Source organism: Mesorhizobium sp. RCAM 05099, from assembly GCF_059683685.1.
The window spans coordinates 4,298,983-4,314,057 of the sequence record NZ_CM185035.1; the positions used below are offsets into that span (position 1 = coordinate 4,298,983).

Here is a 15,075-nt window from a genome sequence, read left to right on the forward strand (position 1 = left end):
ACCGGCCTGCGTCCGATCACGTTTGAGAGGGTCGCATTGACAGCGGCCGGGCTAGCGTCCATGACGGATACCAGTTTGGTATCCCAAAATGGTATCCGCAGCAACAGGCCACTCCAAGTTGCTCGGGCAGGACATTCGACATGCCGCAGAACACGCCCCCGGCGACCGACAGCGCCTACAACGTCCACTGGCGGCGCAATCTGTTCGTATGCTTCGCCGGTTCGTTCTCGACGCTTGTCGCCATGACGCTGCTTCTGCCGTTCCTGCCGCTCTATATCGAGCAGCTCGGCGCCGAAGGTCATGCAGCGATCGTGCAATGGTCCGGGATTGCCTATGGCGCGACATTCTTCGCGGCGGCACTGGTGGCGCCGCTCTGGGGACGCCTTGGCGACCGCTACGGCCGCTAGTCGATGCTGGTTCGCGCCAGTTTCGGCATGGCCATCTGCATGTCGCTGACCGGCATGGTGCAGACAGTCTGGCAACTGGTGCTGCTGCGGCTGCTGATCGGTTTTGCAGGCGGCTATTCCTCGGGATCGACCATCCTCGTCGCCATGCAGACGCCCAGGGAGCGTTCGGGCTGGGCACTGGGACTGCTGTCGGCGGGGATCACGGGTGGAGCACTGGTCGGTCCGCTGGTTGGCGGCGCCTTGCCGCCGCTGATCGGCATCCGCGCCACCTTCCTGTTGTCCGGCGGCGTCATCTTCCTGGCCTTCCTGGCGACCACCTTTCTGATCAAGGAGAATCCTCGGCCGAAGACAACAGACGCCGCATCGAAGGCGAAGCCAAAGGGCGGTTGGGCACAAATTCCCGACAAACGGCCTGTTATCGCCATGCTGGCGACCGGCATGCTGTTGAGTTTCGCCACCATGTCGATCGAGCCGATCATCACCGTCTATGTACAGCAGCTCATCGAGGACCAGAGCCGCGTCACGCTGATCTCGGGCGTCGTCATGTCGGCGGCGGCGCTTGGCGCCATCCTGTCGGCGTCGCGCCTCGGCAAGCTCGCCGATCGCATCGGCCATTGGAACGTCATCATCGGCGCGCTCGCCGTCTCGGCCCTGCTGCTGATCCCGCAGGCCTTCGTCACGCAAAGCTGGCAACTCATCGGCCTGCGCTTCCTGATGGGCCTGGCGCTGGGCGGGCTGCTGCCCTGCATCACCAGCGTGATCCGCCACAATGTTCCCGATGGCGTCGGCGGCAATGTATTGGGACTCTCGATCTCCGCCCAATATGTCGGACAGGTCGCCGGCCCCTTGCTTGGCGGCTTTGCCGGTGGCCATTTCGGCATGCGCTCGGTGTTTCTCGGCACCTCCGTCTTGATGGCGGGCGGAGCGATGTATAATTGGCTGGCGCAATCTCGCCGCGAGCAGGACATGCTCACCAACCCCGGCAAGTCCTGACCGGGGTGGCCGCATCCCTTGAACGTCACGGAGCCACGGATATGAGCACGGTCGAGCAGTCTTCCGGCGACAGCGGCCTCATCCTCGCCGCCGGCCTCTGTGGCGCCGCCGGCGTGGCGCTGTCGGCCGCGGCTGCGCACCGGGCGGCGCCTTCGTCGGCACCGCCGCATCCTTCCTGCTCATGCACGCGCCGGTCTTCCTCGCCACAGGATTGCTCGGCTCGAACCGGATCCTGCGTATCGGCAGCCTAGTCCTGCTGGTCGGACTTCTTCTGTTCTGTGGCGACCTGCTTGCCCGAGACTTCCTCGGCTCGCGGTTGTTCCCGCTGTCGGCGCCCATCGGCGGCACCTTGCTCATCGCCGGCTGGCTGGCGATCGCGGCCTCTGCACTGGGGCGGGCGCCTTCCTGATCCGGCTGAGTTCTCGGAATGATGCCTCAGGGCGCCCTGCCCTCGGACTGGACCCGGTCGCGAAGACTCATGCCAGGACGCTGCCTGTCACGAACGATCAGTCCTGGCAACGCTCCGGCTGAACAAGCAACTCGCGATTGCGCCGAAACATGGTCGGACGGCGCGCCTCCGGCCGGCGGCGAGCAGGCGAGATGCCCCAATAGTTGCGGTAGATGTCTTCGAACAGATAGCTCACGGGATGCATAGCGCGTTCTCCTTTAAAGACTTGAATCGATCCAATCGATCGACAAAAAATGCGGCGCCATTCAGCTCTGCTTGCGCTCCACGAGGAACCGCAACTCACGAACCCATGGGCTGGCGACGCCACGGCGCCTCTGCGTCACGGTGCGCAAGGCGACGCTCCAGTCGTTGCGATAGATGTCCTCGAAAAGAAAATTGACGGGGTGCATGGCACATCTCCCATGATCACGGATTGAATCGATCCAATCAATTAGATCACTACCCACTTGGATCGATTCAAACATACCCCTCGCCGAACCTTTGATCAAGTCAAAATTTGAACCGATCCAACGAAAGTGTTAGGTAGGACGCAGTCAGGAGACGAAGATGGCGCCATTGACCTCTGGAAAGACAAGACCGGTCCGGCTGGCAGACATCGCCAAAGCGGCCGGCGTGTCGCACGGCACTGCCTCCAACGTGTTCGCCCGTCCGGAGATCGTGCGCGAGGAAGTCCGCGAGCGGGTGAAGGCCGCAGCCGAGGCAATGGGATATGGCGGACCGGACCCCAAAGGACGGCTGCTGCGCGCCGGCAAGGTCAACGCCATCGGTGTGGCCACCGGCGAACCCCTGTCCTATTTTTTCGACGACCCTTTTGCCCGGGTGATGATGGCCAGCATTTCGCAGGCTTGCGACGCGACCGGCGCCGGGATCTCGCTGGTCTCGGCCGCCAACAGCGAACAGCTGGCCTGGAACATCCAGAGCGCCCTGGTCGACGGGTTCATCGTCTTCTGCATGGAGGGCGACTCGCGACTGGTGCAATTGGCACGCGAACGCAAGCTGCCCTTTGTGGCGCTCGATCTCGATTCGGACGACCAGACGGTCGCGGCGATCGGTATCGACAACATCGCCGGGGCTGGCCTGGCGGCCCACCATCTGGCCGAGCTTGGGCATCGTCGCTTTGCCGTGCTTGCCCTGCCCTGCGCGGACGCCGGCTTCGGTCCTACCACCCAGGCACAAGTGGAGATGGCCCTCTATTCCGGTACGCGCGACCGTCTGCGCGGCTATTTCGCGGAGCTCTCCAGTTTCGACATCGACGTCTCGCTTGTGACGATCTACGAAACCGTCAATGACGAGAAAAGCGTCTGGGCCGGCCTCGATCATATCTTCGCCTGCGCCGAGCCGCCAACGGCAATCCTGGCAATGTCGGACAGGATCGCCCTGCATGCGCTGGACTGGCTGCGTCAGCATGACATCGCCGTGCCGGGCGACGTTTCGATCGTCGGCTTCGACGGAGTCCCGGAAGGCGCGATCTCCGAGCCGCCGCTGACCACCGTCGCCCAGCCGATTGCCGAGATGGGCCGCCGCGCCGTCAAGGCGATCCTGGAAAATGATGGCTCGCTCAGCCGGCAATTGCTGCCGGTCGACCTCGTGGTGCGGGCCTCGTCCGGCCCCCCGCCGGCCTGAACCGCCGGTCGCCTCAAAGCGTCATCGGCTCACTCTTGCCGTCATGGGTGACATGCCGAAGGATGCATGGACAGGCGGCGGCGCGTTGGAAACCGGCCTGCTTTTCCCGGACCAGCCAAGGCCCGAAAGCCATTCTAGATAATAGGCGAGCGCAAACTGCATGGCGATGCCGGCGGCAATCAACAGGCTGTCATAGGTGAACCCGCCAGGATTGATCTGCTTGAGCACCTGCGCCGCCATGGCCAGCACGGTGCCGGCGATGAAAACCGGCAGCGATCGCTTGCCCAATATGGCAAGCGGGTGGTCGCGCCCGGTGCGAAACAGGTTGGAAATCGCCGGGAATGCCACGATCAGGTAGCTTACCGCCAGGATATGCAGCAGCCTCGGCAGCGACAGAAACGTCTTGTCAAAGCCGGTCAGTACGGAAGGCAGGCCAAGCCAGGAAATCTGTCCCCAGAGCGGGCTGTGCACCCATACCAGCGCCGTGGCGGCGTAGGCCAGAGCCGCGCCAACCAGCCAGCGATTGACCGGGATGCTGCCGCCGCGACGCACATGCAGTGTGCCCGCCAGGCCGATGTTGAAGAGGAACTGCCATGACAGCGGGTTGAGGAACCAGAAGCCGGGCTCGGGATAATTGGGCGGCGCGATCTGATAGATCCCCGCCACCAGCCATAGCGCACCGGAAGCGGCCAGCGCTGGCAACGGCCGGTGGCTGACAACAAGCAGGAAGACCGGCGCCAGCAACAGCAGAACCGCATAGACCGGCAGGATGTTGTTGTAGCCGAGCTGATGACCAAGCGTGACGATGCCGACCAGGACTTCCGGCGTGTTCTTCATGAGCGGCTCGATGTTGATCATCTTCAGCAGCTCAGGCCGCCTGGCGAATACCGCCGCGGCGCAGAACAAGGCCATGACCACCATGGTGGTGACGATGTGGGCGGCATAGAGCACACCGGCGCGCCGCCACATTTTCAGGGTCGCCAATAGCCGGTTGCCCGGCTGAAATTTCCTGCCGTAGGCAAGAGCGACCGAGATGCCGGAAATCAGCACGAAGACCTCGGCCGCGTCCGAAAAGCCGAAATTCTTGTAGGTCAGATATTCGAAGGCGGTGCCCGGTACATGGTCGACATAGATGGTCAGCAGAGCGAGAGCGCGGAAGACATCAATGCGCGTGTCGCGCTCCGTGACACGCATATCCCGGTCCGGGACACGCGTGTCACGGTCGGGGACACGCGCAGAAGCGCGATCCGGGGAAATTGGGGTGGTCATCGACAAAAGGCCTCAAAGCTGGTTGTTCATGCCGGCAATGCGACCCCCGGCGCACCGCTTCGATTCCTCCCACGGGAACGATATCGGCGAAGAAACGGACTGTAATGCGCCCGGTTCAATCAACTTTCGCGGAGCTTGAAAATATTGCGTTTTGAAGCCGGCAAAATGAACAAAAGTAACTTGAAATCAAAAGGCTGTGATCGTGACTGAAGAAGCCTTCGAAGACGTCGCCCCGCGGCGCGATCTGGGTTTTTTCTACCGCCTCTACCGGCCCGCCAATGCAACCGGCGAAGTGCTTTTTCTGCTGCACGGATCCGGAGTCGACGAGACCACTCTGGTCCCGCTCGGGAAACAGATCGCGCCGCGCGCGGTGCTGGTGGCGGTGCGTGGTCATATCGCCCAGGAAGACGGTTTCCGCTGGTTCACCCGGATCACCCCGACGCGCTTCGAGCAGCATAGCATTCGCGACGAGGCGGACGCGTTTGCCGGCTTCATCGGCGAAGCGGCGCTGCATCACAATCTCGATCTCTCCCGCACGACATTCCTCGGCTACTCGAACGGCGCCAATCTGCTTTCCAGCGTTATGCTGTTGCATCCCGGCCTAGTCGAACGAGCCGCATTGCTGCGGCCGATGCCGGTGCTGGACGATGTGCCGCCGACGGATTTGTCAAAGGTGCGTGTGCTCATCATCGCCGGCGCCGCCGACGCGACCTATGCGCCCTTCGCGCCAGCACTGGTGACGCTGCTCAGCCAGTATGGCGCCGACCTCGACGCCCGGATCGTTCCGTCGGGTCACGAATTCGGTGACGCGGATGCGGCAATCGTCAGGCAGTGGCTGACAGCGCCCCAGTCACACGAGGCTGGTTGAAGGCGGCGAAAGCCATGCCCCGGGCTGGTATGGAGCGCGGGGGCGGCGCTCTAGCTGACTCCAATGTGTCTGCCGTTGCTTTCACTCGCGCTACCGGCGGAGCGACGGCGGGAGAGCGACCGAATGAACTGGTCGCCTACCCTCGCCCCATCCTGTTCCACGCGTCCAGCCCAGCGATCTTGTAGGCCTCGGCGAGCGTCGGGTAGTTGAAGGTGTTGTTGACGAAGAAGTCGACGGTGCCGCCGAGATTGATCACCGCTTGGCCGATATGGATCAGCTCGGTGGCTCCCTCGCCCACTATATGCGCGCCAAGCAGCCGGCGCGTCTCGATTGAGAACAACAGCTTCAGGAAGCCGGTGTTGACGCCCATGATGTGGCCGCGCGAGGTTTCGCGGAAGCGCGCCACGCCGACCTCGTAGGCGGCCCCACTCTCGCGCACCTGTTCCTCGGACTGGCCGACTGTCGAAATCTCCGGCACCGCATAGATGCCGTAGGGAAAGGTCTCCGGTGGCGGCGGCAAGGGCACGCCGAAGGCGTGGCAGGCCGCCACCCTGCCTTGCTCCATCGAGGTGGAGGCGAGGCTCGGAAAACCGATGACATCGCCGGCGGCGTAGATGTTTGCCACGCTGGTCTGGAAAGTCTGCTGATCGACCTTGATACGACCCCTCGAGTCGGCGTCGATGCCGACAATATCCAGCCCGAGGCTGCCGACATTGCCGGTGCGACCGGCGGCGTAGAGCACGACCTCCGAACGAATGGTGCGGCCATCGGCCAGTTCCACTTCGGCGGTGTCCGGCTTGGACCGGATTTCCTTCACCGCGCTGCCCAGACGGATCGTCATGCCGCGATCGCGCATCTGGTGGATGAAATCGTCAACGATCTCACGGTCGACGAAATCAAGGATCGAGTTGCGCGGCTCGACCAGCGTCACCGGCACATCGAGCGCGGAAAAGATCGTCGCGTATTCGACGCCGATGACGCCGCCGCCGATCACCGTCAGGGTTCGCGGCAGGCGGTCAAGCTCCAGCATCTCGTCGCTGTCGAAGACGCGGGTCTTGTCGAAAGGCACGTCGCGCGGCCGGTGCGGCCTTGTGCCGACCGCGATCAGCGCATGGGCGAAACCGACCTCGCTGTAGTCGCCAGCGTCGGTTGTCAGGCTGACCTTGTTGGGGCCAAGAAATTTCACATCCGCGCGTGCGCTCTTGACCGTGTTGCGCATGAACTGGTGCTGCAGCACCTCGACCTCGTGATCGAGCGTCTTGTGCAAGCGTTCGATCAGGTCGCCGACCGAGATGTCCTGCTTGACCCGATAGCCGCGGCCGTAGAAGCCGCGCTCGCGCCAGCCCGAGAGGTTGAGCACCGTTTCGCGCAGCGTTTTCGACGGGATGGTGCCGGTATGCACCGATACTCCACCTAGACGCCGGCCCCGGTCGACCACCAGCACCGATTTGCCGAGCTTGGCCGACTGCACCGCGGCGCGCCGCCCTGAGGGGCCGCTGCCGATGACCAGCATGTCGTAGTCCATGGTGCCCCGTTCCCTCTGCCCCTGCGCGCTTTGTTGCGCCGCAGCAAGCTAATGCTATCCGCAAAACAAATTCAACCGATTCGCATTACATCTCGTGCCGTCCGAGCCTTGCCTGCCGTGAAAAGCCCGATCTTGATTCCGCCCCGGGCCCTCACCATTTCAATGCCGAGCGGCCAGCACCCTATGTCGGGCCCTGTTACGAGGAAATGACATGAACGCGCGCGTTCTCGACGGCGAAATCATCACCACCAGGCTTGACGACGTGCGGGCCTATGACGGCGTGCGCACGCGGCGCATCCTGGCCTTCGTGATCGACTATGTCATTGTCGCGCTGCTCACCATCCCGTTCGCCATACTGGTGTTTTTCCTCGGGCTGCTGACCCTCGGCCTTGGCTGGATGCTGTTTGGCGTCCTGGTGCCGGCCGTCGCCATCCTCTACATCTGGAACACGCTTGGCAGCGCCGACCAGGCTACGACGGGCATGAAAATGATGGGCATCCGCCTCGACCGGCTCGACGGCAGGCCAATCGACGGTCTCACCGCCGTCGTCCATTCGGTGCTGTTCTGGGCCGGCAATGTCATCCTGTCGCCGCTGGTCCTGCTGGTGACTTTGTTCGCCGATCGCAAGCGCACGCTGCATGATCTGCTGCTTGGCACGGTGGTCAGCCGCACCGACCGCTGACGGCATTTTCAGGAGCTCCGCGGGCCCTGTCGGCGCAAATGTGAAGCGTCGTCTCAACCACGCCCTAACAATCCTGTTGAATTTTTCGCCGTCCGCGCCAAAGGTAGAGAGATTCGAAGGAGTGTATCCAAAGGCTCGATGACGCAGCATCCGACCCAGTCGCCGCAGTTTTTCCTGACCGCGCCGTCGCCGTGCCCCTATCTCGACGGCCAGTTCGAGCGCAAGGTGTTCACGCACCTCGTCGGCGACAAGGCGTCGGAGATGAACGACCTGCTTACGCAAGGTGGCTTCCGGCGCTCGCAGAACATCGCCTACAGGCCGGCGTGCGAGACCTGCCGCGCCTGTGTTTCCGTGCGTATCCTGGCCCAGGAATTCGTCACCAGCCGCAGCATGAAACGCGTGCTGCAGCACAATTGCGACCTCGTCGGCGCCATGCACGGCGCCGAACCCTCCACCGAACAATATTCGCTGTTCCGCAGCTACCTTGATGCCCGTCACCGTCGTGGCGGCATGTCCGACATGACGGTGCTCGACTACGCCATGATGGTCGAGGACACCCATGTCGACACCAAGGTGATCGAGTACCGGCGGCGCGGACCCGACACCTTCATCACAGGCAAGGGACAAGGCGAGCTGATCGCGGTGGCGCTTACCGACAAGATGGCTGACGGCCTGTCGATGGTCTATTCCTACTTCAATCCCGATTTCGATGAGCGCTCGCTCGGCACGTTCATGATCCTCGACCATATCGCGCGCGCCCGGGCGATGGGCCTGCCCCATGTCTACCTTGGCTACTGGGTCAACGGCTCGCGCAAGATGAATTATAAGATGCGCTTCATGCCGCAGGAGCATCTCGGCCCGAAAGGCTGGGAGCGCTACACCAACGAAGCGGTTGCACGCTGAGTTTTTCCACGATCCACGCTTAAACTGTTTCAAGGCAGGGATGCTGGTCTTTCAGCCGGTTGGCTGAGAGTGCGCCATTGCACCGGGTCACCTGCATCTCATTGCGAAAGTTGCCGCATGTCTTCCCACAACGACCACCAGAAGGGCCTTTTGATAACCGCCATTGGCGGACTGACGCTGACCGTCGACATTCCGCTCATCCGCCTCGCCGACGGCGGCGCATGGACGATCCTGTTGCTGCGCACCGGCACCACCTTCGTGGCGGCCATGATTATCTGGTCGATCTGGCGCGCGTTCAGCCGGAACGCCCCGCAACTCATCCCCGGCTGGTCCGGCCTCGTCGTGGCGATATGCTATGGGCTGACCTCGATCACCTTCGTCACCGCCGTCTATCACACCTCGACCGCCAACCTGGTGTTCATCCTGGCCTTCAACACCGTGTTCGCGGCATTGCTGTCCTGGATATTCCTGAAGGAGAGGCCGCGGCTGGTGACGATCGCCGCGATGCTGATCATGATCCTCGGCGTGCTGGTCATCGTTGGCGGTTCGGTCGGCACCGGGCATCTGTTCGGCGATTTCATGGCGCTGTGCTCGGCTTTCTTCATCGCCGTTGCCATCACCATCTCGCGCGCCAGCGGCAAGGACATGGGGTTCACGGCCCTGGTCGGCGTCCTTCTGCCACTCGCGCTGGCGGCATTCATGGTCACTGGCGAAGGCATCCAGGTGAACGCGCCATGGTGGATCATCTTCAACGGCGCCGTCGTCATGCCGATCTCATTCTTCTGTCTCGCCAACGGGCCAAAATACATTTCAGGGCCGGAAGTGGCGATGTTCTACCTGCTCGAAACCGTGCTGGCGCCGGTCTGGGTCTGGATGATTTTTGCCGAAACACCGACCCGCAACAGCCTGATCGGCGGCGCGATCCTGATCATCACGCTGGTCGCGCATTCGCTTTGGCAGTTGCACGAGGGACGCAAGCGCCGTACCGACCTCGCGGTGCATCATCCGGCCTAGCAACATGGCGCAAGCCGGCTTTCGGGATCAGGCGTTGGCTTTCTTCACCGCGACAGGCTCCGCCAGGATCTCTATCCGCCGACCAGCTTCGATTTCCGCCACCGAATCGGGAACCACTTCATCGGCCAGTTCCACCTCGCGCAGCCATTCGCGCCAGATCGCAACCAGCAGGGCCATCAGCACCGGGCCGATGAACAGGCCCAGAAAACCCATGGTCTTGACGCCGCCGATCAGGCCGAAAAAAGTAGGCAGGAAGGGTAGTTTTATCGGGCCGCCGACGAGCTTCGGGCGCAATGTCTTGTCGACGATGAACAGCTCGACCGCACCCCACAAAAACAGCGCCAGCCCGGCCATCGGCGAACCGCTGGCGGCAAGGTAGATCGAGACCAGGGTGAAGGACAATGGCGCGCCGCCGGGGATAAGCGCCATGACACCTGTCAAGGCCCCGAGCGTTACCGGCGACGGTACGCCGGCCAGCCAGTAGGCGATACCCAGCACCAGCCCCTCGCCGATGGCGATGACGGTCATGCCGGTCACGGTCGAAGAGATCGTCGCCGGCACGACGCGCGAAATCCGCTCCCATCTCGTCGGCAGGATGCGTTCGCCAAGACGATCGACCTGGCCAGCAAAGTGCTCGCCGTCACGATAGGCGAAGAACAGGGCGATCATCATGAACAACAACGTCAACAGCAGGCCGAAAGCACTGCCGCCAGCAGCCAGCACGCCGCGGTAGATGCTGCCGATATTGGCGCCGCTGACCAACTGGATCAGTTCACCAATGCCGCCGGGATGGCCGATATTGGTCGTCCACTGCTCGTTAAGCCACTCGCCCACGACAGGCAGCGTGGCGATCCAGTGCGGCGTGACCGCGCCGTGCCGGTTGGTCTCGATCGCCCAACCGACCCATTCGCGCACCTCGTTGATGGCGTAGGTGCCGGCAAGCGCGATCGGGATGACGAGGAAGGCGAGGATGAACAGGATGGCAAAGGTCGCGGCGATGGTGCGGTTGCCGCCGACACCCGCCAGCAGCCGCCGATACAGCGGCCAGCTGGCGAAAGCGATGACAAGCGCTGCCAGCACAGGAAACAGGAACCCGTGAAAGAAGTAGACGCCGGCGGCGACGATCAGCACCAGCAGCCAGCGCGCCGCCGACAGCGGCGGGATGACGGCGGACCTCAACGGCGTCGACAGGCCAAACAGGCGCTGCTGACGTTCCGGCTTCTGGATTTTTGCTTCCTTCAAACGCCTGCCTTTCCCAACACCCTTCCCACTTATGCACTGATATAGTGCAGCAATCGTGACGACATTCCAAATGGTGCTGGTGAAGCTGCTGCGCTCCCCTCCTCGAGGGCGGCTGAACTGCCGGCTCGCCGAAGGCGAATTCATCGTGCCAGTGGCATATGCAGGCCGGCGAACGTTGCAAAGCAGCGGGACCCGGCAAGGTTGTCAGTCAGCGAATGCCCGGCTTTAACCGAACTTCCCTGTCCTGGGGAACCCTTTTGGCACCATGCGCCCAGCCGAAGCACGAGCGCCGATCCATTCGGCCAGTTCCTCGCGCGACCTGGTGAAGGTGCGGTCCGCCGAATCCTGCCAGGTGAGGCCGGTCTCCAGCGTGAACGGCTTGAGGTCGAGAAGGCCGCCATCCTTGTATTTCTGCAGGCGCACGCCCTTGCCGCGTCCCATTTCCGGAATCTCGGAAAGCGCGAACACCAGCATCTTGCGGTTCTCGCCGACGATGGCCAGATGATCGCCCGCGACCGGCACGCAGCGCTGCGCCTCATCGGGCGCCTTGACGTTCATCACCTGCTTGCCCTTGCGGGTGTTGGCGACCACCTCTTCCTCCGGCACTATGAAGCCATTGGCGTCATGCGAGACCAGCAAGAGCTTGCGCTTCGGATCGTGAACGAAAGCGGTGACGATGTCCTGATCATTGTCCATGTCGACGATGATGCGGATCGGCTCGCCGTGGCCACGCCCGCCGGGCAGCCGGTCGGCGCCGATGGTGTAGAACTTGCCGCCGGTGGTGAAGACGAGCACCTTGTCGGTGGTCTGGGCATGGAAGGCGAGCTTGAGGCTGTCGCCTTCCTTGAAGGTAAGGGTCGAGAGATCGGCCAGATGCCCCTTCATCGCTCTCAGCCAGCCCTTTTCCGAGACGACCACGGTGACCGGCTCGCGCTCGATCATGGCGTGCGCAATGTCGGTCAGATCGTGCTCGGGCGCGTCGGCGAACTGGGTGCGGCGCTTGCCGAGCTCGGTCTCTGGGCCGAACTTGTCACGGATGTTGGTGACTTCCCACTTGATGGTCGCCCATTGCTTGTCGTTTGAAGCAAGCAGCGCCTCGATCTGCTTCTTCTCGCCGCTCAGGCCGTCGAATTCCTTGCGGATCTCAAATTCTTCCAGCTTGCGCAAGGCGCGCAGCCGCATGTTGAGAATGGCTTCGGCCTGAGTGTCGGTCAGTGACCAGCGGGCCATCATCACTTGCTTGGGCTCATCCTCCTCGCGGATGATCCTGATCACCTCGTCGATGTTGAGGTAGGCGATCAGGTAGCCGGCAAGGATCTCCAGCCGCTTTTCGATCTCGCCGAGCCGATGTTTCGAGCGGCGGACCAAAACATCGCGGCGGTGGTCGAGCCATTCCTGCAGCACGCCCTTCAGCGACAAGACGTTGGGCACCTTGCCCCGCGACAGGACATTCATGTTGAGCGGGAAACGGCTTTCAAGCTCAGTAAGCTTGAACAGCGATTCCATCAGGATGCCGGGGTCGACAGAACGGCTCTTCGGCACCAGCACGACGCGAATGTCCTCGGCGCTCTCGTCCCTGATATCCTCGAGCAACGGCAATTTGCGCGCCATCAACAGCTCGGCGATCTTCTCGATCAGCCGCGCCTTCTGCACGCCATAGGGAATTTCGGTGACGACGATGCTCCAGGTGCCCCTGCCCTGGTCCTCCTGGCTCCACTTCGACCGGACACGAAAGCCGCCGCGCCCGGTTTCATAGGCTTCGAGGATAGAGGCGCGGCTGTCGACGATGATGCCGCCGGTCGGAAAATCCGGGCCCTGGACGAAGTCCATCAGCTTCGCCACCGGTGCATCGCGATGCTCGATCAAGTAAAGTGCCGCATCGCAAAGCTCGGCCGCGTTGTGCGGTGGGATCGATGTCGCCATGCCGACAGCGATGCCGGACGAGCCGTTGGCCAGGAGGTTCGGAAAGGCGCCGGGCAAGACCACCGGCTCCTCATCCTCTTCATTGTAGGTCGGCCGATAGTCGACGGCGTCCTCGGTGATGCCTGACAAAAGCTCGGTCGCCACATCTGTCATGCGCGCTTCGGTGTAGCGCATGGCGGCGGCGTTATCGCCGTCGATGTTGCCGAAATTGCCTTGCCCGTCGACCAGCGGGTAGCGCATCGAGAAATCCTGCGCCAGCCGCACCAGCGCGTCATAGATCGACTGGTCGCCATGCGGGTGGAACTTGCCCATCACTTCGCCGACGATGCGGGCGCATTTGGCAAAGCCCTGGTCGGGATTGAGGCGCAGCAGGCGCATGGCATGCATGATGCGGCGATGGACCGGCTTCAGTCCGTCGCGCACGTCGGGCAGCGCCCGGTGCATGATGGTCGACAGCGCATAGGCAAGATAGCGCTCTTCCAGCGCCTTCTTCAGATCGACCGGTTCGATATGATCGCCGCCGCCATCTTGAGGCGGCAAAAGCCCTTTTCCCATGGGCTGGGACTAGCCGAGAGGATGATTCGCGGCAAGAGGCAGGCAGATGTCCCGCCCCTTCTGCAACATCAAACCATGCATTGGAGGATATTGGCCAACATCAGCCCGTTACATGCGGTCTCTATGGCCAAGCGCAGTGACATCCGGCAACCGGATATTCATGACAAATTCACCGGTTTGCGCAAAGACGGTGGGATCGGATTTGCCTTTCGCCGTGATTTTTGACCATTGTGCCGGGACACGCCTTTTTCCCGTCCAGTTCGTCACGGAATGGTGATGGCGCAAAGAATTGAAAAACAATTTCAGGACACTCTCAGGGAACTCGCGATGACAATCAAACGCTCGACTCTTAGGAAATTAGCTTTTTCGACCTTTTTGCTGACGCTGCCGCTGAACGCGGCCCTCGCACAGGATACGGCGGTCGCCGACCGGCTGAAGGCAGCGCTTGCCGCGCAGGGTGTCGACGTCTCCTGGACAGGCGTAACCGGTGACAACACCAGCATGGTGCTGCAGGGCGTCTCGGTCAAACCGGCGGCCGAAAAGGAAGCCCTTGTCATCGGCGACGTCAAACTCGAAGGCGTCACCGCAGCAAACGGTGGCTATGACATCGCGACTGTCTCGACGTCGGCGTTCGAGCACAGCAAGGATGGCGTCACCCTCAATCTCAGCCCCTTCGTCATCCATGACATGACGGTTCCGGCCGACGGCGCCACCGGCCCGCTGGGTTCGCTGATGATGTACAAGTCCGCCGAACTCTCAAACATGACGGTCAAGGTCGCCGACAAGACCGCCTTCTCGATGGACGGGCTCGCCATCGAGATCACACCGCCGGCCGACGGCAAGGCGATGGAATTCACCGGCACAACGGAAAAGTTCAACGCCGACCTGACGCTGGTCGACGACCCCAAATCCAAGGAAGTCATCGACGCGCTCGGCTACCAGAACATCGCGGGCAATTTCGAGATGGCCGGCACATGGCAGCCGGCTGACGGCAAGATGGAACTGTCGAAATACGACATTTCCGTCGAGAACGCCGGCACGCTCGGCATGACCTTCGATCTCGGCGGCTACACGATGGACTTCATCAAGTCGCTGCAGGAGATGCAGAAGAAGATGGCGGCGCAACCGGAAGGCGCCGACAATTCGGCGCAAGGCATGGCCATGCTCGGCCTGTTGCAGCAACTTTCGTTCAACAGCGCCTCGATCCGCTTCGACGACGATTCTTTGACCAACAAGGTGCTCGAATATGTCGGCAAGCAGCAAGGTATGTCCGGCAAGGACATCGCCAACCAGGCCAAGGCGATCGTGCCGTTCGGCATGGCGCAACTCAACAACCCGGAACTGACGGCGCAAGTGACGGCCGCTGTCAGCAAATATCTCGACGATCCGAAGAGCCTCGAAGTTTCGGCCGAGCCGCCGGCATCGGTGCCGTTCGCGCTGATCATGGCGGGCGCCATGTCCAACCCGCTCGACCTGCCGAAGACGCTCGGCGTCACGGTCAAGGCCAACGAAGACTGATCGAAGCGACCTCGACACACGAAAAGCCCGGCAGCGATGCCGGGCTTTTTTGTGGAATTAGCGAATTGAATGAATCGGTTCGGA

At 62.3% G+C, this 15,075-nt stretch carries 13 protein-coding genes and 2 pseudogenes; 9 read left to right on the plus strand and 6 right to left on the minus strand.

What is annotated here, in order from left to right; genetic code table 11:
- Positions 1 to 140 precede the first annotated feature (140 nt).
- Both AC56QQ_RS21365 and AC56QQ_RS21370 read left to right on the plus strand, forming a co-directional pair.
- Positions 141 to 1,400, plus strand: a pseudogene (locus AC56QQ_RS21365) (multidrug efflux MFS transporter).
- A 41-nt stretch (positions 1,401 to 1,441) separates the two neighbouring features.
- Positions 1,442 to 1,809: pseudogene (locus AC56QQ_RS21370) on the plus strand (DUF423 domain-containing protein).
- A gap of 97 nt (positions 1,810 to 1,906) precedes the next feature.
- On the opposite strand, the gene AC56QQ_RS21375 reads toward AC56QQ_RS21370, so the two are convergent.
- The gene (locus AC56QQ_RS21375) at positions 1,907 to 2,053 is read right to left on the minus strand and encodes a hypothetical protein (protein ID WP_497123257.1); all 147 of its coding nucleotides are present in this window, start codon (positions 2,051 to 2,053) and stop codon (positions 1,907 to 1,909) included.
- 61 nt (positions 2,054 to 2,114) lie between these two features.
- On the minus strand, positions 2,115 to 2,258 hold the full coding sequence (locus AC56QQ_RS21380; RefSeq protein WP_497123258.1) for a hypothetical protein: 144 nt from the start codon (positions 2,256 to 2,258) through the stop codon (positions 2,115 to 2,117).
- 157 nt (positions 2,259 to 2,415) lie between these two features.
- On the opposite strand from AC56QQ_RS21380, the gene AC56QQ_RS21385 reads away from it, so the two are divergent.
- Complete coding sequence (locus AC56QQ_RS21385; RefSeq protein WP_497123259.1) at positions 2,416 to 3,492, plus strand: LacI family DNA-binding transcriptional regulator; 1,077 nt, start codon at positions 2,416 to 2,418, stop codon at positions 3,490 to 3,492.
- A 21-nt stretch (positions 3,493 to 3,513) separates the two neighbouring features.
- Here the strand turns inward: AC56QQ_RS21385 and AC56QQ_RS21390 are convergent, their stop codons facing one another.
- A complete protein-coding gene (locus AC56QQ_RS21390; RefSeq protein ID WP_497123260.1) occupies positions 3,514 to 4,761 on the minus strand; it encodes an OpgC family protein in 1,248 nt (415 codons plus the stop codon).
- A 202-nt stretch (positions 4,762 to 4,963) separates the two neighbouring features.
- On the opposite strand from AC56QQ_RS21390, the gene AC56QQ_RS21395 reads away from it, so the two are divergent.
- On the plus strand, positions 4,964 to 5,629 hold the full coding sequence (locus AC56QQ_RS21395) for an alpha/beta hydrolase (RefSeq protein WP_497123261.1): 666 nt from the start codon (positions 4,964 to 4,966) through the stop codon (positions 5,627 to 5,629).
- Positions 5,630 to 5,765: 136 nt separating this feature from the next.
- On the opposite strand, the gene sthA is transcribed toward AC56QQ_RS21395, so the two are convergent.
- Positions 5,766 to 7,154, minus strand: coding sequence for a Si-specific NAD(P)(+) transhydrogenase (gene sthA, locus AC56QQ_RS21400; RefSeq protein WP_489860900.1), 1,389 nt, complete (start codon positions 7,152 to 7,154; stop codon positions 5,766 to 5,768).
- A gap of 211 nt (positions 7,155 to 7,365) precedes the next feature.
- On the opposite strand from sthA, the gene AC56QQ_RS21405 reads away from it, so the two are divergent.
- The 3 genes from AC56QQ_RS21405 (at position 7,366) to AC56QQ_RS21415 (ending at position 9,753) form a co-directional block, all read left to right on the plus strand.
- Positions 7,366 to 7,836, plus strand: a complete 471-nt coding sequence (locus tag AC56QQ_RS21405; RefSeq protein ID WP_489860899.1) for an RDD family protein — start codon at positions 7,366 to 7,368, stop codon at positions 7,834 to 7,836.
- A 138-nt stretch (positions 7,837 to 7,974) separates the two neighbouring features.
- Positions 7,975 to 8,739 carry an arginyltransferase gene (locus AC56QQ_RS21410; protein WP_497123262.1) on the plus strand — a complete coding sequence of 255 codons (765 nt, stop codon included), beginning with the start codon at positions 7,975 to 7,977 and terminating at the stop codon, positions 8,737 to 8,739.
- 117 nt (positions 8,740 to 8,856) lie between these two features.
- Complete coding sequence (locus tag AC56QQ_RS21415) at positions 8,857 to 9,753, plus strand: DMT family transporter (RefSeq protein WP_497123263.1); 897 nt, start codon at positions 8,857 to 8,859, stop codon at positions 9,751 to 9,753.
- 27 nt (positions 9,754 to 9,780) lie between these two features.
- Here the strand turns inward: AC56QQ_RS21415 and AC56QQ_RS21420 are convergent, their stop codons facing one another.
- Positions 9,781 to 10,995: an AI-2E family transporter gene (locus AC56QQ_RS21420; RefSeq protein ID WP_497123264.1), complete on the minus strand. Its 1,215-nt coding sequence runs from the start codon at positions 10,993 to 10,995 to the stop codon at positions 9,781 to 9,783.
- Positions 10,996 to 11,220: 225 nt separating this feature from the next.
- Positions 11,221 to 13,473: a DNA topoisomerase IV subunit A gene (gene parC, locus AC56QQ_RS21425; RefSeq protein ID WP_497123265.1), complete on the minus strand. Its 2,253-nt coding sequence runs from the start codon at positions 13,471 to 13,473 to the stop codon at positions 11,221 to 11,223.
- Positions 13,474 to 13,494: 21 nt separating this feature from the next.
- Between parC and AC56QQ_RS21430 the strand changes: the two genes are divergently transcribed.
- Both AC56QQ_RS21430 and AC56QQ_RS21435 read left to right on the plus strand, forming a co-directional pair.
- Positions 13,495 to 13,698, plus strand: a complete 204-nt coding sequence (locus AC56QQ_RS21430; RefSeq protein ID WP_497123266.1) for a hypothetical protein — start codon at positions 13,495 to 13,497, stop codon at positions 13,696 to 13,698.
- A 102-nt stretch (positions 13,699 to 13,800) separates the two neighbouring features.
- Positions 13,801 to 14,991, plus strand: a complete 1,191-nt coding sequence (locus AC56QQ_RS21435; protein ID WP_489860894.1) for an aq_1923 C-terminal domain — start codon at positions 13,801 to 13,803, stop codon at positions 14,989 to 14,991.
- The last annotated feature ends 84 nt before the right edge of the window (positions 14,992 to 15,075 follow it).